Source organism: Paenibacillus selenitireducens, from assembly GCF_002021565.1.
Lineage (GTDB): Bacteria > Bacillota > Bacilli > Paenibacillales > Paenibacillaceae > Paenibacillus_K > Paenibacillus_K selenitireducens.
The window spans coordinates 1-19,887 of the sequence record NZ_MSZX01000003.1 but is presented as its reverse complement, the minus strand read 5'-3'; the positions used below and the strand labels follow the sequence as shown (position 1 = coordinate 19,887).

Annotated in this window: 16 protein-coding genes and 1 rRNA gene; 10 read left to right on the top strand and 7 right to left on the bottom strand. The window is 43.2% G+C overall.

All coding sequences use genetic code 11. The features are described from left to right. Nucleotides 1-590: 590 nt before the first annotated feature. The 7 genes from rsmG to rpmH form a co-directional block, all read right to left on the bottom strand. Nucleotides 591-1,313, bottom strand: coding sequence for a 16S rRNA (guanine(527)-N(7))-methyltransferase RsmG (gene rsmG / locus BVG16_RS07850; protein WP_078498007.1), 723 nt, complete (start codon nt 1,311-1,313; stop codon nt 591-593). A gap of 3 nt (nt 1,314-1,316) precedes the next feature. Then, nucleotides 1,317-3,206 carry a tRNA uridine-5-carboxymethylaminomethyl(34) synthesis enzyme MnmG gene (gene mnmG, locus BVG16_RS07845; RefSeq protein WP_078498006.1) on the bottom strand — a complete coding sequence of 630 codons (1,890 nt, stop codon included), beginning with the start codon at nt 3,204-3,206 and terminating at the stop codon, nt 1,317-1,319. Nucleotides 3,207-3,224: 18 nt separating this feature from the next. Continuing rightward, entirely contained in the window at nt 3,225-4,601 is a 1,377-nt protein-coding gene (mnmE, locus tag BVG16_RS07840) for a tRNA uridine-5-carboxymethylaminomethyl(34) synthesis GTPase MnmE (RefSeq protein ID WP_078498005.1), read from the bottom strand. A gap of 67 nt (nt 4,602-4,668) precedes the next feature. Further along, nucleotides 4,669-5,364 carry an RNA-binding cell elongation regulator Jag/EloR gene (gene jag / locus BVG16_RS07835; protein WP_078498004.1) on the bottom strand — a complete coding sequence of 232 codons (696 nt, stop codon included), beginning with the start codon at nt 5,362-5,364 and terminating at the stop codon, nt 4,669-4,671. Further along, nucleotides 5,361-6,182 (bottom strand): YidC/Oxa1 family membrane protein insertase, encoded by an 822-nt coding sequence (locus tag BVG16_RS07830; RefSeq protein ID WP_408635320.1) that lies wholly within the window; start codon nt 6,180-6,182, stop codon nt 5,361-5,363. Before BVG16_RS07830 ends, jag begins: the two co-directional genes overlap by 4 nt. Nucleotides 6,183-6,273: 91 nt before the next feature. Further along, complete coding sequence (gene rnpA, locus BVG16_RS07825; protein ID WP_078498003.1) at nt 6,274-6,621, bottom strand: ribonuclease P protein component; 348 nt, start codon at nt 6,619-6,621, stop codon at nt 6,274-6,276. Between the two features lie 239 nt (nt 6,622-6,860). Beyond that, entirely contained in the window at nt 6,861-6,995 is a 135-nt protein-coding gene (gene rpmH / locus BVG16_RS07820) for a 50S ribosomal protein L34 (protein ID WP_018754151.1), read from the bottom strand. A gap of 655 nt (nt 6,996-7,650) precedes the next feature. Here rpmH and dnaA point away from each other — a divergent pair. The 10 genes from dnaA to BVG16_RS33075 form a co-directional block, all read left to right on the top strand. After that, nucleotides 7,651-9,006, top strand: a complete 1,356-nt coding sequence (gene dnaA / locus BVG16_RS07815) for a chromosomal replication initiator protein DnaA (RefSeq protein WP_078498002.1) — start codon at nt 7,651-7,653, stop codon at nt 9,004-9,006. A 183-nt stretch (nt 9,007-9,189) separates the two neighbouring features. After that, nucleotides 9,190-10,335, top strand: a complete 1,146-nt coding sequence (gene dnaN, locus BVG16_RS07810; RefSeq protein ID WP_078498001.1) for a DNA polymerase III subunit beta — start codon at nt 9,190-9,192, stop codon at nt 10,333-10,335. Nucleotides 10,336-10,374: 39 nt separating this feature from the next. Beyond that, complete coding sequence (gene yaaA, locus BVG16_RS07805; RefSeq protein ID WP_078498000.1) at nt 10,375-10,599, top strand: S4 domain-containing protein YaaA; 225 nt, start codon at nt 10,375-10,377, stop codon at nt 10,597-10,599. Between the two features lie 37 nt (nt 10,600-10,636). Further along, a complete protein-coding gene (gene recF / locus BVG16_RS07800) occupies nt 10,637-11,749 on the top strand; it encodes a DNA replication/repair protein RecF (RefSeq protein ID WP_078497999.1) in 1,113 nt (370 codons plus the stop codon). Nucleotides 11,750-11,803: 54 nt separating this feature from the next. Beyond that, nucleotides 11,804-12,055: an extracellular matrix regulator RemB gene (gene remB / locus BVG16_RS07795; RefSeq protein ID WP_078497998.1), complete on the top strand. Its 252-nt coding sequence runs from the start codon at nt 11,804-11,806 to the stop codon at nt 12,053-12,055. A gap of 53 nt (nt 12,056-12,108) precedes the next feature. Next, nucleotides 12,109-14,019: a DNA topoisomerase (ATP-hydrolyzing) subunit B gene (gene gyrB / locus BVG16_RS07790; RefSeq protein WP_078497997.1), complete on the top strand. Its 1,911-nt coding sequence runs from the start codon at nt 12,109-12,111 to the stop codon at nt 14,017-14,019. A gap of 129 nt (nt 14,020-14,148) precedes the next feature. Next, nucleotides 14,149-15,537: an amino acid permease gene (locus BVG16_RS07785; protein WP_078497996.1), complete on the top strand. Its 1,389-nt coding sequence runs from the start codon at nt 14,149-14,151 to the stop codon at nt 15,535-15,537. A gap of 167 nt (nt 15,538-15,704) precedes the next feature. Further along, complete coding sequence (gyrA, locus tag BVG16_RS07780; protein WP_078497995.1) at nt 15,705-18,245, top strand: DNA gyrase subunit A; 2,541 nt, start codon at nt 15,705-15,707, stop codon at nt 18,243-18,245. A gap of 36 nt (nt 18,246-18,281) precedes the next feature. Further along, the gene (locus BVG16_RS07775; RefSeq protein WP_078497994.1) at nt 18,282-19,358 is read left to right on the top strand and encodes an HD-GYP domain-containing protein; all 1,077 of its coding nucleotides are present in this window, start codon (nt 18,282-18,284) and stop codon (nt 19,356-19,358) included. Between the two features lie 308 nt (nt 19,359-19,666). Further along, nucleotides 19,667-19,887: ribosomal RNA gene (locus BVG16_RS33075) — 16S ribosomal RNA — on the top strand; the annotation flags it as partial.

Below are 19,887 nucleotides of genomic sequence, written 5' to 3'. Positions count from 1 at the left end.
ATACCCATATGACATATAAGCATATAATCTATCCTTTAGATTATAACATCTTACCACAATAGAATTTATGAAATTTCGACGTCCCGAAATACAAAATTCTATTTGGCGATAAAACCTACATCTTAACGTGGTCGCTCTTCTTTGGATGGAATCGATAGGGGTTTTTTCACCACAATAGAATTTATGAAATTTCGACGTCCCGAAATACAAAATTTTATTTGGCGATAAAACCTACATCTAATCGCGGTCGCTCATCTTCGAAAGGCCCGTTAGAGGTTTTTCTTATATTTGAACCAACTGTGCAATCTCTCATCATGACAGAAAAACCAGCGTGTTCATCCCGTTCATCTTCATATCCGATCTATGTACCCAAACCATGATCCAGTAGAAACACCGTGAATCCCTCTTCCTCCTGTTCATAAAGAAGACAGATTCACTGGGTTTCAAAATGCTAGAAAACACTCCACGGTTACAACCGCAAAACAAATCTACTCTATTACTTATTCTCCAAATCTATCTCTTTTTCCTGCCAAGGGAGACGTCGATAATAAATTTTCAATAATGTTCCACGTGAAACAAATCGTGTCCCCTTATACGAGTGGAGATTTCAGGGGGGTACCTGCTTTACGAGGATATTTCCCTGTCGTAGGCCCCGTTTTCTGTATCAACACAATGTGACGATCTGAATCCTCAACCGGCAGCTTAAAATGTTCTACGCGTTGAACTTTACCTTTCAACTCTTTGAAACTTCGCGCAGCATCTTTAATTTCTTCGGTCAAATCGGTGCCTTTCATCGCTGCGAACGTTCCACCCACTTTTACAAAAGGAAGACAGAACTCATTCAATACACATAATCTTGCGACAGCCCGGGCCGTTACAACATCGAACTGATCGCGGTACTTGAATTGTCTTGCCACATCCTCTGCTCTTCCATGAATACACTCCACGTCGTGCAAATCTAACTGCTCAACAAGATGGTTGAGGAATTGGATACGCTTGTTAAGTGAGTCCACAATGGTCACCTTCAGATGCGGGAATACAATTTTTAAAGGGATACTTGGAAAGCCTGCGCCGGAGCCAATGTCGGCTAATGTGCTGACCTTATTCATTTCCAAAAAGAAAGAAAGGGAAGCAGAGTCATAAAAATGCTTCGTGTAGACCTGCTCTCTTTCTGTAATTCCTGTTAGATTCATTTTTTCGTTCCATGACACGAGTTCTTTAAAGTATATCTCGAATTGCTGCAATTGCTGATCCGTTAAAGAAATGCCATGACTCGCTAATCGTTCTACAAAAACAGTTTGTATGGGATCCATATCTTATCCTCTCGATGCGATAACGCGATTATAGTGTTCCAGGTAAACCAACAAGATCGAAATATCGGCAGGGGTTACACCGGAGATGCGCGATGCTTGGCCAATGGAGATCGGGCGGATTTTATTGAGCTTCTGTTTTGCCTCTGTTGCAATCCCGTGAATATCCGAATAGTCGATATCATCAGGTATTTTCTTTTTCTCCATCTTTTGCAATCGTTCAACCTGAATCAACTGCTTCTCGATGTATCCTGAATATTTAATTTGAATTTCAACTTGCTCTTTCATTTCTTCCGTCAATTCATGCGAAGATGGTGAAATCGGCTCGATGTGTGCATATGTGACTTCCGGACGGCGAAGAATCGTAAGAATGTCTACAGAATTCTGCAATGGAGCTGATCCTACCGATGCAAGCATCGCTTGTGTTGTTTCATCAGGGCGGATCTTTGTGGAGCGAAGTCGTTCGATCTCTAGCTCGACCATTTCTTTTTTATGCTGGAATCTTGCGTATCGGTCTTCCTTAATTAATCCGATATCATATCCTGTTGGTGTTAACCGCAAATCGGCATTGTCATGACGAAGCAGCAGACGATATTCTGCACGGGAAGTCAACAAACGATAAGGCTCATTCGTTCCTTTGGTCACCAAATCATCAATTAGAACACCAATATATCCTTGGGAACGATCGATGACAACGGCTTCTTTGCCTTGTACTTTACGAGCTGCATTGATCCCGGCCATAATCCCCTGCCCCGCTGCTTCTTCATAACCAGAGGTTCCGTTGATTTGTCCCGCCGTAAATAATCCAGGGAGCAGCTTCACTTCAAGCGAAGGGTATAGTTGGGTTGGTACGACTGCATCATACTCAATCGCATAACCTGTACGCATCATCTCCACTTGTTCTAATCCAGGAATCGAACGAAGGATTTGAAGCTGAACATCTTCGGGCATACTCGTGGATAATCCTTGTACATAATACTCGGATGTATTCTTACCTTCAGGTTCTAGGAAAATTTGATGTTTCGGTTTATCGCTAAATCGAACAATCTTATCTTCAATGGAAGGGCAATAGCGAGGGCCTGTTCCTTCAATCGCCCCCGAGAACATCGGCGCACGATGTAAGTTGTCATTAATGATTTGATGTGTAGCTGCGGAAGTATACGTCAACCAACAAGGCAATTGCTCATTGTCTGATGACGTTGTCTCGAATGAGAAGAATTTCGGTTGCTCATCCCCTGGCTGAATTTCAGTCTTGGAGAAATCAATCGTATCTTTATGAACACGCGGAGGTGTACCGGTCTTGAAGCGTACCAACTGTAGACCTGCATTGCGAAGAGATTCAGAAAGTTTGACAGCCGGTTGTTGATTGTTCGGGCCGCTTTCATACATGAGTTCACCCATAATGATCTTACCGCGTAGATAGGTCCCTGTTGTTAGAACAACCGACTTTGCACGATACTCTGCACCCGTCTTCGTTACTGCACCTACGCATTGTCCATCTTCAATCAACAACTCTTCCACCATACCTTGGCGAAGTGTCAAATGCTCTGTGCTTTCGATCGTTTCCTTCATCATATGTTGATACAAGAATTTATCTGCTTGTGCACGCAGCGCATGTACAGCAGGTCCTTTCCCTGTATTCAACATCCGCATTTGGATAAAGGTCTTATCGATATTGCGTCCCATCTCTCCACCCAAAGCGTCAATCTCACGCACGACATGGCCTTTAGCCGGACCTCCAATGGATGGATTACACGGCATAAATGCCACCATATCTAAATTGATTGTCAACAATAGCGTCTCACAGCCCATTCGCGCTGCAGCGAGTGCTGCCTCACAGCCTGCATGCCCTGCGCCAATGACAAGTACATCATATTCTCCAGCTAAATAACCCATTTCAAGGATCCTCCTTTATCACTTACCTAAACAGAATTGAGAGAAAATCTGATCAATCAACGAATCGCCTACCGCTTCACCGATGATTTCACCTAAATGCTCCCAGGCTAATCTTACGTCAATTTGTATCAGATCAATGGGAATATGTTCTTCCGTGGCTTGAATGGCATCTTGCAATGAAACAATCGCTTTCTTCAATAAGGCAATATGTCGGACATTGCTGACATATGTCAAATCATTCGCCTCAATCCCCCCCGTGAAGAAAATCGCTGCAATAGCTTCCTCTAATGCATCTAGTCCCTCTTGCTCTTTAACTGACATTTTCACAATATGTTGTGCATCGAACCGGCTTTCGATCTGATCCATATTTAAATTTTGTGGTAAATCCATTTTATTCAGTACCACAATCACTTGTCTACTTTTGATTTGTTCCATTAACTGTATATCATCTTCATGAAGTGGTTCATTCTGATTCAACACCAGAATAACGAGATCCGCTTCTTCTAATGCATTCTTGGAACGCTCAACGCCAATTTTCTCGACGACATCCGCCGTATCGCGAATCCCAGCCGTATCAAGCAGCTTCAACGGAATACCATTAATCGTAATGAATTCTTCAATCACATCACGCGTTGTTCCTGGAATATCCGTTACAATCGCTTTGCTCTCTTTGGCCAATGCATTTAATAAGGAAGATTTTCCGACATTCGGTCTCCCGACAATCGCTGTTACAATACCTTCTCTTAATATTTTGCCTTCATTCGCTGTTTTTAGCAGTTTTTCGATCGCATCCATCACACTTGAACATTTTTCGCGAATAAATGCACTTGTCATGGACTCAACATCATGCTCTGGATAATCGATATTTACTTCAATATGAGCCATGGTTTCCAGTAACGTATACCGTTGTTCTTCAATTTGTTTCGATAAATTCCCTTGCACTTGCTTCAAAGCAACAGAGAACGCACGTTCGGATTTAGAGCGAATTAAATCGATTACCGCCTCCGCCTGGGAGAGGTCAATCCGCCCATTGAGGAAAGCGCGCTTCGTAAATTCACCAGGTTCCGCCAATCGGATATCGGATTCTAACAGCAAATCCATGACTCTTTTGACGGCAATGACGCCACCATGCGTACTAATCTCAACAACATCCTCCATGGTAAAAGAACGCGGCGCACGCATGACCGTGACGAGAACTTCCTCTACCTTTTCTCTCGTCTTGCGGTCCACAATATATCCATAATGTACGGTATGCGATGCAGCTTCTGTTAACTTCTCATTGGACGAAAAGATAGCTTCTACATTCGCAACCGCATCCGGTCCACTCACACGTACGACTGCAATGCTGCCTTCTCCAACCGCCGTTGCGATCGCAGCAATCGTATCATTAATCATTGTTGCACCTCTCATCTATGAAAAAAGCAATGACTCGGCATCTCTCCAAGAGTCATTGCATTTTCGTCTACTTAAGCGTAATAATTACACGGCGATTTGGTTCCTCGCCTTTACTAAATGTTTTTACTTTGGAATGATCTTGCAGTCTTGAGTGAATAACCTTCCGCTCTTGCGGAGACATCGGCTCAAGTACCACATCTTTTCTCGTACGTATGACGCGTCCTGCCAATCGATCTGCCAATTCCTCCAGCGTCTTTCTCCGGCGATCACGGAACGATTCCGCATCCAAGATAACACGCAAATGGTTCTTGGAGTATCGATTGACGACGATATTGGTCAAATACTGCAAAGCATCTAGCGTCTGACCGCGACGTCCGATAAGCAATCCGAGATTGGAACCGGTAATGTTCAGAACATTACCTTCCCTCTCTACCGTATGCTCTACTTCAATGTCCAAATCCATCGTTAGAGCAACTTCTTTAATAAAACGAACAGCTTCTTCCAATGGGAACGCATCGTCTTTTTTCTCTTGAACCGCAACCGGTGCAGCCGAAGCTTGTACAGCCGATATCGTTACAGGCTCAGGCTCAGGAAGCAGCGCCAATTCAACCTTGGCCACTTTGGCACCGATGAGACCGAACAATCCTTTGGACGGCTGCTCTAATACTGTAATCGAAACGCGATCCTCAGTTGTTTGCAACTGGGTTAAACCGTTCTTTACTGCATCCTCAATCGATTTTCCTGAAGCTACGACTGTTCTCATTTCGCAGGAAGAGCCCCCTTATTTTTTTTGCTTTTTTTATTACCGTTCTGGTTATCTTTATTATCGTTATTATCTTTGTCTTTTTTGTCTCCACGTTTATATAGGAAGTAATTCTGAGTAATCGTGTAGATATTACTGTAAACCCAGTATAACGGTAGTGCGGCTGGGAACTGAATCGCCATAACGAAAATCAACACCGGGAAGATCAGGAACATGAACTGCATTCCGCCCGTAGCTTGTGTTGGCATCATTTTGGATTGAATGAAAGTTGTAATCGCTGCAATGATTGGTAGAATATATAAATGGTCCTTTTCACCCAATTGCAACCATAAAAAAGTGTGATCATAAATATTTACGTTCATATAAATGGAGTTATACAACGCAATAAACACTGGCATCTGAATAATTAACGGAAGACATCCTGCCATGGGATTGACGGAGTGCTCTTGGAACAGCTTCATTGTTTCTTCTTGCTGTTTCTTCGGATCATCCTTGTACTTCGTTTTCAACTTGTTAATCTCAGGCTGAATGGCCTGCATTGCTTTTGAGCTGCGCATCTGCTTAATCGTTAAAGGTAAAATTAATGTACGAACAATAATTACCATGATTAAAATTGCAAGACCGTAAGCTCCGTTGAACCATTTTGCAAACGTATCCAGTGCTAATGAGAAATAATACACAACGTTGGCTTGCCAGAAGCCCCCATTCTTTAATTCTTCTGTTGTCATGGTTACATGGTTCGTCGGGGCGCACCCAGCCAACACAACTACGAGCAGCACGAGTGAGACCACTAACATCCATTTACGATTCCGTAACATATTCAGGAACAAATTTCATAACTCCTCTCTTCGCCTACCGATTCCACTGTAAATAATAACATATTTAGTACAACAAAGAAACTGTCCACCTCTAGCGTTCACGCTTTACTAGAGATGCTTTTTTCAATACATGAAGAATACTCTTCTCCATCTCTTGAAAAGACATCTGGACAGCACCTTTTCGTACAATAAACACCAAATCAATATGATCGATTAATTTGGCCTCATGCTTCCTAACAATCTCTTTAATCATCCTGCGCATTCGATTGCGAACGACCGCATTCCCAATCTTCTTGCTCGCTGAAATACCGACTCGAAACTGTTCTACATCCGGTTTATGGAACCAATACACCACAAACTGATGGTTCGCAAATGATTTACCACGCCGGTACACACGCGTAAAATCCGCGCGATTGGTTAAACGTAACTTTTTCTGCACAACAAATTCCTCATCCCCGTTAGTTCATGCTCAAAAGAATCTTTTGAACAACATCTATTAGCATGGATGTAACTGTCAGTAGTATCGACATTCTGACGTGTATATAAACCGTTTTTCTTTAACACAAACAGACCCCGCCCTTTGGACGACGTACTGTTTCTGCTCTTCTTAATGAACCTCGATTGAGGTTTTTCACACATGAAAAAAAAAGACCACCATAAGTGGTCTTATCGTAAGCCTTACGCGCTTAATTTGTTTCTGCCTTTAAGACGACGAGCAGCTAACACCTTACGGCCGTTTTTCGTGCTCATTCTCTTACGGAAACCATGAACCTTTTTGCGTTTGCTCACATTGGGTTTAAATGTTGGTCTCATTTATTTGCACCCCCTCAAAGGAATTCATTTCGGTCCTAGTTAAAAAAACACCTTTTTACATTAAACCACGCAGCAGCCTAAAAGTCAACCGCTTCCGCTTTCTGCCACATTTGGACGATCCTCCATGATGTATGGTGTCTGTCCATCATTCATACACTACTAATGAAAGAAGTCGAAAACTTGTCCCTCTTTTTACGTTTTGAATCGACATCATTTATCCACAGCTGCCCTTTCATACATATACACAGTTTTGTTCGACAAATACTTACCCACAGCGGACAACCTGTGAATAATAAAAATCAAATTTTGGAGTACTTTGTCGACTGCTCAACAAGTTATAAACAATATCTTGTGTTGTACATAAAAATTATACACAAGTTATTGAATTTGTGGATAAATTACTGGGATTCGTTGAAAATCAAGGCCCTTTTTGCTATGATTAGATTACTTTTTGTTGTGAATAGCCTAAAATAATATCAATTTTATCAACAGCCTGTGGATAACGTTGTGAACAAACTTCGATGTTGGGGTACAAATTCAGTTTTGTCATTCTGAGTTTTGTGGATATTTCTACATCGTTTTTTCTTTTTCTGCCGCATATGACAGAATTCCGATGGCCACAACCATTTTGAAAAGATTAAAGGAGTGACCAACTGTGGATAGCAGCCATACGAATGAACTATGGCTTCAAATTTTGTCTGTCATCCAAACCAAATTAAGCAAACCCAGCTTTGATACCTGGTTTAAAGCAACAAGAGCCGTATCTCTTACGGATTCTACCGTGATCATATCTGCACCGACATCCTTCGCTGTGGAATGGCTTGAAAGCCGCTATACAAAGCTTGTTGCTTCAACGATTTCCGAATATTTGGACAAGCAGGTTGAAGTCAAATTCGTAATAGAAGAACCTAAACAAGCCGAGCAAGTTCTTGCTCAGCCTCCCATCGCCGTAGCTCAGCCAGTCGTCCATGATGAGCCTTTCCCTCATATGTTAAATCCGAAGTATACCTTCGATACATTTGTTATTGGTGCGAACAATCGCTTTGCGCATGCCGCATCGCTCGCCGTTGCAGAGGCACCGGCCAAAGCATACAATCCGCTCTTTCTCTATGGCGGCGTTGGACTTGGGAAGACCCACTTAATGCACGCCATCGGCCAGTATATCCTGGAACATAACCCCACTGCCAAAGTACTCTATTTGTCGTCCGAGAAATTCACGAATGAATTCATTAATGCGATTCGTGATAATCGAGGGGAGAGCTTCCGGAACAAATATCGCAATATCGATATTCTTCTTATTGATGATATTCAGTTCTTAGCGGGGAAAGACGGTACGCAAGAAGAGTTCTTCCATACGTTTAATGCGCTGCATGAGGAACGGAAACAAATTATTATCTCTAGTGACCGACCTCCAAAAGAGATTCCGACCTTGGAAGAGCGGTTGCGTTCTCGGTTCGAATGGGGATTAATCACGGATATTCAAGCACCGGATCTAGAGACGCGTATTGCCATTCTGCGGAAGAAAGCCAAGGCAGAGAACCTGGATATTCCGAATGAAGCCATGGTATATATCGCGAATCAGATCGATACGAACATTCGTGAGCTTGAGGGAGCGCTCATTCGCGTCGTAGCCTATTCATCCCTCATTAACGAGGATATTACGTCACATCTTGCAGCAGAAGCGTTGAAGGATATCATTCCATCGGCAAGGCCGCGCATGATCACGATTCAACATATCCAGCAGAAGGTTGGCGAGTTCTATAATCTGAAAATGGAAGACTTTAAAGCGAGAAAACGGACGAAAGCCGTCGCCTATCCTCGACAAATCGCGATGTACTTGTCCCGGGAATTAACGGACTACTCCCTTCCGAAGATCGGTGAAGCTTTTGGCGGGCGCGACCATACAACGGTCATTCATGCCCACGAGAAAATCAGCCAGAATCTGAAGCAAGATCAGGAATTATATAAAATCATTAACAACATCACGGAAAAAATTAAAAATCCAACGTGAACAAATGAAGAGCCTATGCACAATCTATACACATGTGGATAGGCTTCATTTATGGACGATTTATGCACTTATCCACATATTCAGTGTGCCTACTGCTATTACTAATAATTATTTAAAGAATTACAACTATAAACAATCGCAAGAAAACATCCTTTTCTTCACCAAATAAGAAGGAGTGTCACAATGAAAATCAGCATCTTAAAACATGAACTTAATGAATCGATACAACATGTATCCAAAGCAATTTCCAGTCGTACGACTATTCCCATTTTGAACGGCATCAAAATTGATGTTTCGCATCAAGGGGTTACATTAACGGCAAGCGATACCGATATATCGATTCAGAGTTTTATTCCCGTTGAAGATGACAAGCAAACCATCGTCCAGATCGAAAGAACAGGAAGCGTTGTGCTGCCTGCTAAATTTTTTATCGAAATGATCAAAAAATTGCCGTCAGAATATATCGAAATCGACGTACATTCCCATTTCCAAACGTTAATTCGTTCAGGAGCAACCGAAATTCAAATGGTCGGTTTGGATCCTGAAGAGTTCCCAGTCCTTCCAACCATTGAAGAAAATCAAATCATCTCTGTACATGGCGATTTATTGAAAACCATGATAAAACAAACCGTGTTCTCCATTTCTTCGAACGAAAGTACGCCAATTCTCACCGGTGTTCTTTGGAACCTCGTTGGTAACGAGTTGAAATTTGCTGCAACTGACCGTCATCGTCTGGCAAGCCGTTCAGCTACCATCGACGTCGAAGCCGAAGCACGTATCAACAATGTCGTTATTGCTGGTAAAACGTTAAATGAATTGAGCAAAATCATCCCGGATCAAAATACGCTGGTAGATATTGTCGTATCCGATAACCAAGTATTGTTCAAAATCGGTCGAGTGCTCTTCTACACGCGTATATTGGACGGCATTTATCCCGATACTTCTAAAATTATTCCGAACCACTACAAAACAGAACTCGTTCTGGACACAAAAAAATTAACGGAAGCGATCGACCGTGCTTATTTGCTGTCTCGTGAAGAAAAAACGAATATTGTGTTGCTGATGACAAAAGAAGACGGCAGTATCGAAATTTCTTCCAGTTCGACACAAATTGGTAAAGTAACGGAGCAGCTTGAGGTACGTGAAAACAATGGGGAACCACTTCGAATTACGTTTAACTCCAAATATATGTTAGACGTGCTGAAAGTCATCGAAAGTGAATATATATTTATAGGATTCACAGGGGCGATGAGCCCAATCATTATTAAACCGACAGATCATCAGAACAGCTTGCATTTAATTTTGCCGTATCGTACGCCACAAGTGTAGTAGATACCAGGATAAATGCCTGGGAAAGGAAAATGAATCATGAAGAACATTACAATCAAGACCGAATACATTACGCTCGGCCAATTTTTGAAGCTGTCTGATTGCATCGCAACGGGTGGACATGCTAAGTTCTTTTTACAAGAAGAACAAGTATGGGTGAATGGTGAGCTCGAGAATCGTCGGGGCCGGAAGCTGTATGCGAACGATATCGTGAAGGTCGACGGACACGGCGAATTCCAAGTAGAACGTTCAGCGCTTTCGTAACAACGGTTTCGTTCGGAGAACCAGGGGAGGCGAAGGCGTGTTTGTTAAGAATATTCAGTTACAGAACTATCGCAACGTGAAGCAAATAGAACTGAGCACCGAGCAGAACGTCAATATTTTCATCGGTCAGAATGCACAAGGGAAGACCAACCTGCTTGAGGCGATTTTTGTTCTTGCCTTGACCAAATCTCATCGAACGGATAAGAATAAAGAGCTCATTGGATGGGGGGAGAATTCCGCTCATCTAGGGGCGTTGATCGATAAGAAATACGGACCTGTTAACCTAGAGCTTAATCTGTCTCCCCAAGGGAAACAGGCCAAAATCAATGGTCTAGAGCAGAAGAAACTCAGTAATTTTATTGGGGCGCTAAATGTCGTCATGTTTGCTCCGGAAGATCTGGAAATTGTGAAGGGCACACCCGGTGTTCGCCGCCGCTTCCTCGACATTGAGATCGGACAAGTGCAGCCCAATTATATTTATGCGCTGCAGCAATATCAGAAAATTGTCATCCAACGCAATAATGTGTTGAAAAACGCATGGCAGCAAGGGGCCAGTTCCCAAGCCATGCTTGATGTATGGAATGAACAACTTGTGACCCATGGTGTTAAAATTATCAAAAAAAGGAAACAATTTATAAGTAAGCTGGAACAGTGGGCAAAAACGATTCATGAGGGGATCACGGATGGTTTAGAACAGCTCTCCATTCAGTATCTTCCCTCGTTCCCTATGGACGGAACGGAAGATGAAGCTGTCTTATTTGAACATTTTATGATAAAGTTATCACAAATGAAGGAACAAGAAGTACGGCGTGGAATTACTTTAGTTGGGCCTCATCGTGATGATCTTTCTTTTTATATAAACGATAAAGAAGTCCAGACATTCGGTTCTCAAGGGCAGCAACGGACAACGGCATTGTCCCTGAAGCTAGCCGAAATCGAATTGATTCATGAGGAAATTGGCGAATATCCGGTACTGCTGCTCGACGACGTGTTATCAGAGCTCGACCAGAATCGACAAACGCAGCTGATCGAGACCTTCCAGAGCAAAGTCCAAACGTTTATTACAACGACCGGGATTGAAAGTATTCATGCGAGTAAACTGAAGGATGCGAACATTTATCATGTCCGTGCGGGAAATGTGATGCGTTAAGAACTTGCTTACGAAATTAGCTTTCTATCAGGAAAGCTCTAGGAGTGGAACCTAATGTATATTCATTTGGGCGGGGAAAAAGTGATCCGTTCAGCAGAACTCGTAGCGATTTTTGATGTCTCTATTGAGAAATCTTCGAAATGCTCAAAACAATTTCTGACCTATGCTCATCAGCATAAGAACGTGGAAGTGATCGGTGATGAGGAAGCTAAATCGATCGTTGTCACGAAAGGCAAAATATATTATTCTCCGATTTCCTCTACCACGTTGAAAAAAAGAGCGAACTCTTTTACGGCGGGGGCCTAATGTTGTATACCCCCGACTCGTTAAACTGAAACTATATGAAGTAGGTGAAGGGCATGTCTATGAACCCAAATACGTATGATGACAGTCAGATTCAGGTGCTTGAAGGGCTAGAGGCTGTACGCAAACGGCCAGGGATGTATATCGGCTCAACAAGCGGCAAAGGACTCCATCACTTGGTGTGGGAAGTCGTTGATAATAGTATTGATGAAGCGTTGGCAGGTTATTGCGACACGATTCAAATCATTATTCATGAAGATAATAGTATTACCGTTATAGATAATGGCCGGGGAATTCCGGTCGGTGAAAATGCAAAATTGAAACGTCCGACGCTTGAAGTAGTACTAACGGTCCTACATGCAGGCGGTAAATTCGGCGGCGAAGGCTATAAGGTTTCGGGTGGTTTGCACGGGGTAGGTGTATCCGTTGTAAATGCTTTGTCGGAACAGCTGATTGTACAAGTCAAACGTGACGGTACGATTCACCAGCAAGAATACCATCGCGGAGCTCCGCAATATGACGTGAAAGTTGTAGGAGAGACCGAAGAAACAGGTACAACGATCCGTTTCAAACCGGATCCAGAAATTTTTACAGAAACGACGATATTTGAGTACGATACGTTAGTAGCTCGTGTACGTGAACTTGCCTTTTTGAACAAAGGTATTTCCATTTCGCTCTTGGATGAGCGCACGAATCAATCGCATACCTTCAAAGCGGACGGCGGGATTATTGAATTCGTTCAATACCTCAATCGCAGTAAAGAAGTGATGCATGAGCAGCCGATCTATGTAGAAGGCGTAAAAGATAACATTACGGTTGAAGTCGCGTTGCAATACAATGATGGCTACACAGAGAATATCTATTCCTTCGCGAACAATATCAATACCCATGAAGGCGGTACGCATGAATCCGGCTTTAAGAGCGCATTAACGCGGATCATTAACGACTACGCTCGTAAATCAGGATCGTTGAAGTCTAGTGATTCGAACTTCTCCGGGGATGATGTGCGTGAAGGATTAACAGCGATTATCTCGGTCAAAATTCCTGAGCCGCAGTTCGAAGGACAGACAAAGACGAAGCTCGGAAATAGTGAAGTTCGCGGAATCGTGGAATCCTTCTTTGCGGAGAAATTCCAAGAATTCTTGGAGGAAAATCCAGCTGTCTCGAAAAAAATCGTAGAGAAAGGCCAACAAGCGGCGCGCGCAAGGGAAGCAGCTCGTAAAGCTCGTGAACTTACTCGTCGTAAGAGCGTACTTGAAGTGGGATCATTGCCTGGGAAATTGGCAGACTGTTCTTCCAAAGATGCTTCGATCAGTGAACTCTACATTGTTGAGGGTGACTCTGCGGGCGGATCAGCGAAGCAAGGTCGGGATCGTCATTTCCAAGCGATTTTGCCATTGCGAGGCAAAATCCTTAACGTAGAGAAAGCGCGATTGGACCGGATTCTATCCAACCTTGAAATACGAGCGATGATTACGGCGATCGGAACGGGAATCGGTGATGATTTTGATATTGGGAAAGCGCGGTATCACAAAGTTATTATTATGACGGATGCCGACGTCGACGGCGCGCATATTCGCACCTTGATGCTCACGTTCTTCTATCGCTACATGCGCAAGATTATTGAAGCAGGTTATGTCTATATTGCTCAACCGCCATTATTCAAGATCGAACGTAATAAAGTGGTTCGTTATGCGGGTAGTGAGAAGGAACGCGATGATATTATCGCTACTTTCGGCGAGGGCGCGAAATTCAATGTTCAGCGTTATAAAGGGCTGGGCGAGATGAATGCAACACAATTATGGGAAACTACGATGGATCCAGAGAGCCGGACCATGCTACAAGTATCGATTAACGATGCTATGGAAGCCGATATACTCTTTGATACCTTGATGGGCGACAACGTAGAACCACGTCGTGATTTCATCCATCAGTACGCTAAAGATGTTAGGAACTTAGATATTTAAATTACGATTTCATATCTGGGGGAAGATGGGAAACCATCTTCCCTTTTATTTGTAGACGGTGCTTTAGCACGTCACCAGAGTACTTCATTCAACAACATGATCAACAGCACGAGGAGGAATAGGGAGTACATGCAAGAAAAAAAGTTAAGTGTAGGATTACTCACCGCATTAGTTCTTGGCAATATGGTAGGAGTGGGAATCTTTATGCTCCCTCGGAGTTTGGCCGAGGTGGCGAATCCGCTAGCTATATTATGGGCGTGGATCCTTACAGGGACGGGCGTGTTAATGCTCGCGCTTGTATTCGGAAATCTAGCCATTCGAAGAAAGGACATTAGCGGGGGTCCACAGTTGTATGCCAAAGCGCTTTTCCCCGAACATACGAAAAAATCTACGTTCGCCGGGTTTCTTGCTTCTTGGGGATACTGGGTAGCCAACTGGGTGGGAAATGCGGCTGTCATTACAGCCTTTACAACGTATTTATCGACCTTTTTCCCGATTTTAAATTCATCGTATATTGCTTTTGTGATCGGAAATGTGGAGTTTCGTGTAGGGAATGTGCTTTCGTTTCTCGTGTGTACGTTACTCATTTGGTCCTGTTATTTTTTTGTATTACGCGGTGTAGAGGAAGCAGGCAAATTTAATTTCGCAGCCACCGCTGCAAAGATCGCCGGGTTTATCATTTTTATTATTTTGGCCTTAACCGTTTTTGAGTACAGCCATATGGTTCCATTAAACCAGCCCTATACCGAGCCAACTGGCGAACCCATTGGATTATTACGACAAGTCAACCAAGCGGCTGTACTTACACTATGGGCTTTTATCGGGGTGGAATCTGCCATGGTTTTCGCTGGACGGGCAAAAAGAGTGTCAGATGTTAGAAAGGCGACGATCCTTGGTCTGCTTATCGCGGTAACGTTCTATGTCATCATCACGTTTCTTGCTCTTGGGGCGCTGCCGCAAGAGCAGTTGCTTAAGACGGATAAGCCGCTTGTTGAAGTACTGCAAATGGTGCTCGGAACCTCAGGTGCATACGTCATGGCGGGCCTAGGTTTAATTTCTCTGGCCGGCTCTATGATTGGTTGGGTGCTGCTAAGCGCAGAAGTGCCTTATCAGGCTGCCCGGCTCAAATTATTCCCGCCTGTATTTAGTAAGGTAAATGAACAGGGGACGCCGGTGTTTGCTCTGCTCTGCACATGCCTGATGATGCAAGTTCTCGTCTTTTCCGTTATATCCAAGACGATGGCAGGTTTTTATAACTTTTTAATTCTCATTGCGACCTTGGCATCATTGATCCCTTACTTGATTGCCGTGTTGTTCCAGTTGAAGCTGGTATGGACTGGAGAGACATACACAAGACGTCGTCAACGTATTGTAGACGGGATCATTGCATCATTAGCATGTATTTATGCGGTATGGATTATCGTGGCCGGTACAGCGGATTGGAGAACCTTTGGTCTCGGTGTAATACTTATTGGATTAGGGTTGCTCGTGTATCCTTGGGTTCATGAAAAGAAATGAAAATGAAAACAGTAAAGGACAACAACTCTTTTCATATGGTATAATAGAAGTGTTGTGCATATGTACAATGACACGTTCTAGCCCATGTTTAATTGTGGTTGGATGGTGGAAGTAATATAGTTATATGAATATGTTTTTTGAGGCATATACAGATTAGGAGGTCCAGCATGTCAGAAGAAACACGCTCGCAAATTAATGATCGGGACATTGGTGTAGAAATGCGTGAATCCTTTATGGATTATGCAATGAGCATCATTGCTAGCCGTGCTTTACCTGATGTTCGCGATGGTCTAAAGCCGGTTCACCGTAGAATATTGTTCGCGATGTCGGAGTTGGGCATGTCGCCGGACAAGCCGTATAAGAAATCGGCTAGAATCGTCGGAGAAGTTATCGGTAAGTATCATCCGCATGGTGATTCAGCAGTGTATGAGACGATGGTACGTATGGCCCAGGATTTCTCGCTTCGCTACATGTTAATCGATGGTCATGGTAACTTTGGTTCTATCGATGGTGATTTTGCTGCCGCAATGCGTTATACCGAAGCACGCTTATCCAAAATTGCCATGGAAATGCTGCGAGACATTAACAAAGATACGGTAGATTATGCTCCCAACTATGACGGTGAAGAGCACGAGCCCGTTGTTTTACCTGCTCGTTTTCCGAACTTGCTCGTGAATGGGGTGTCTGGGATTGCTGTAGGTATGGCAACCAACATTCCGCCGCATAACTTAAGTGAAGTCATTGATGGCGTTCAGGCGCTTATTAATAATCCAGAGATTACGCCTATGGAATTGATGGATTACATACAAGGACCTGATTTCCCGACTTCAGGATTGATTCTGGGACGCGGAGGTATTCGCCAAGCATATAATACAGGTCGCGGATCGGTTACGATGCGTGCCAGAGCTACGATTGAAGAGAATGGAAATCGTGCAAGAATCGTAGTTCACGAAATCCCTTATCAAGTGAATAAAGCCCGGTTAGTGGAGAAGATCGCTGAACTAGTTCGCGAGAAGAAACTAGACGGCATTACAGACTTAAGAGACGAGTCAGACCGCAACGGAATGCGCATCGTGATTGAATTGCGTAAAGATGTCAATCCTAACGTGGTGCTGAACAATCTATATAAACATACAGCAATGCAGACGAATTTCGGGATTAATATGCTGGCTCTCGTCGACAAGCAGCCTAAAGTGCTGAACTTAAAAGACATGCTTTATCACTATCTGGAACATCAGAAAGTTGTTATTCGTCGTCGTACCGAGTTCGAACTGAAAAAAGCAGAAGCTCGTGCACATATCTTAGAAGGTTTACGGATCGCGCTGGATCATATTGATGAGGTTATCGCTTTGATTCGCGCATCTAATTCCGATGAAGAGGCACGTGAAGGCTTAATTACACGTTTTGGTCTAAGCTTTGATCAGGCACAGGCCATTCTCGATATGCGTCTACGCCGTCTAACCGGTTTGGAACGTGATAAAATCGAGAGTGAGTACCGAGAATTAATGGCTAAGATTGCGGAGTATCGCGAAATTCTTGCCAATGAGCAATTGGTACTCGATATCATTAGCGAAGAGCTAAATGAAATCAAGATCAAATTCGGAGATGAGCGCCGCACTGAAATTACGGTAGGCGAGGAAAGCATCCTAGACGAGGATCTGATTCCACAAGAAGATGTTATTGTAACCCTGACCCATTCTGGTTATATCAAACGACTTCCAGTAAGCACTTACCGCAGTCAAAGACGCGGAGGTAAAGGTGTTATTGGGATGGATACGAAGGATAACGACTTTGTCGAGCATCTTTTCGTCACCAATACGCATCATTACCTCATGTTCTTTACGAATAAAGGTAAAGTGTACAAAATTAAAGGGTACGAAATTCCAGACTTAAGCCGTACGGCAAGAGGAACACCTATTATTAACTTGATTCATATCGAGCAAGGCGAGACCATTAATGCGGTCATTCCGGTGCAAAAGTTCGATAGCGATGAATACTTGTTCTTCGCAACACGTCAAGGTATTGTGAAGAAAACGCCGCTAGACGATTATACCAACATTCGCAAGGGCGGATTGATCGCCATCAATTTGCGCGAGGATGATGATTTAATCGGGGTTAAATTAACCGACGGCAACCAAGAGATTATTATGGGTACAAGCCAAGGTATGTCGATCCGTTTCCCTGAAGAGGATGTTCGTTCAATGGGACGGAGTGCTACTGGGGTTAAAGGGATTAATATTTCCGATGATGATAAAGTCATTGATATGGATATCGTCGATCCTGAACTTGAAGTATTGATTGTTACTTCGAAAGGCTATGGTAAACGTACGCCTGCAACCGAATACCGTACACAGAGCCGTGGCGGTAAAGGGATCAAGACCATAAATGTGACCGAGAAGAACGGACCAGTCGTTGGACTTAAAGTTGTACGTAATGAAGAAGACCTGATGATTATTACAGAGTCGGGTACATTAATTCGTATGAGCATGTCCGGTATCTCTACTATGGGCCGTTACACGCAAGGGGTTAGACTAATTAATATTCGTGAAGATGATTCTGTTGCAACCGTTGCTCGGGCAGATAAGCAAGAGGAAGAAGAGTCGAACGAAGAAGAGCTTACAGACATGACAGAAGAATCAATGAACAACCAAGAGGAAGCAGAAGCTCCGACTCAGGACGAGACAGAACCTGGTGATGATCAACAATAATCATCTGCAGCGTATATATGGGAGAAGTGAAGCCAAATGGCGAGTGTGTCTATTTCTCAATTGAAAATGGGCGATAAAATCACGCAAGATGTGCATACACCATTGGGAAGTTTGCTGTTCTACAAAGGAAAAGTTCTATTGCAGCGTGATCTTGAAATACTTCAAGCTTTTCTCGTTACGCAAGTATCGGTAGATCGACCTGAGGATTATAGAAAGATGAAAGAGATTGAAGAAGCACAGGAGGCGACCGCAGGAGATGCGGCGTCTCCTGTCTCTGCATCTTTTTATGAAAAGTATGACAAGATGGTCGCATTGGTCAAGAAAGCCTTCAAGGACGCTCTAGTGAACGAAATACCAATGATGGGACTGCGCTCTCAGTTAGAATTATTGATTGCAGATATTTCAGACTACAACATTCTTACCTTTATACCTCGTCAAATGAAAGAACGAGAGTATATGTACCATAATGCGGTATTGGTCGCATTAACCTCCTACTGCTTAGCGAAGTGGCAAGGAATTCAGCAAAAAGAACTTATGCAGGTCGCATTAGCAGGGCTGCTTCATGATATCGGAAATGCGAAGGTGGATCCTGATATTCTTTTTAAGCCGAGTTCTTTAACACGTGAAGAGACAGAAGAAGTGAGACGCCATACAACCTATGGTTACAATTTACTAAAGAATGTCGCTTCGCTTAATGAGGGAGTGAAACGTGCAGCATTACAACATCATGAGAAAATTGATGCCTCAGGGTACCCGTTAGGCGTGAAAGCTAATCAGATCCATCAGTACGCCAAAATTGTGGCCGTAGCAGATATCTTCCATGCAATGACCTTAGACCGTACCTTTAAAAAGGGGCAGTCTCCATATCCGGTGTTAGAGCAGCTGGAGGAAGAGTCGTTCGGTAAGTTGGATGCGGAATATGTACAGACCTTTATTCGAAAAGTGACTCAATTCCATCATGGTATGATTGTGCGGTTAAATGACGGCCGCATGGGGGAGATTGTATTCTCTGATCGCAATCATCCTACTCGTCCGTGGGTATCTGTGAATGGAGTTATCATCAACTTGGTGAATGAAAGAAGTCTCTTTATCCAAGAGATTCTATTGAAATAAATCAATATAAAAAACTGTTGACTTTGGTTTGAATGCTGTGGTATATTATTATTCCGGTCGTTAACAAGGCGCCGGCGAGATAATCTATCACAGCATTTTGATTTTAAAGCTTTGAAAAAGAAAATTAAAAAAAAGCTTGCATTATGAAATCAAACATGATAAGATATAAAAGTTGTCACCGAGAAACACTGGTGAGAACGAAACGAAAGAAATTGATCTTTGAAAACTGAACAACGAGTGAATTAAAGCATTAAATAAAGAACTTTCGAGTTCTTGTCAGTTAGTTTTAAATGAGCAAGTCAAACACTTTAATGGAGAGTTTGATCCTGGCTCAGGACGAACGCTGGCGGCGTGCCTAATACATGCAAGTCGAGCGGAGTTATTCCTTCGGGGATAACTTAGCGGCGGACGGGTGAGTAACACGTAGGCAACCTGCCTGTAAGACTGGGATAACTACCGGAAACGGTAGCTAAGACCGGATACACGATTTGATCGCATGATCGHGCTNDGRYANAGTATHNATSSGYAS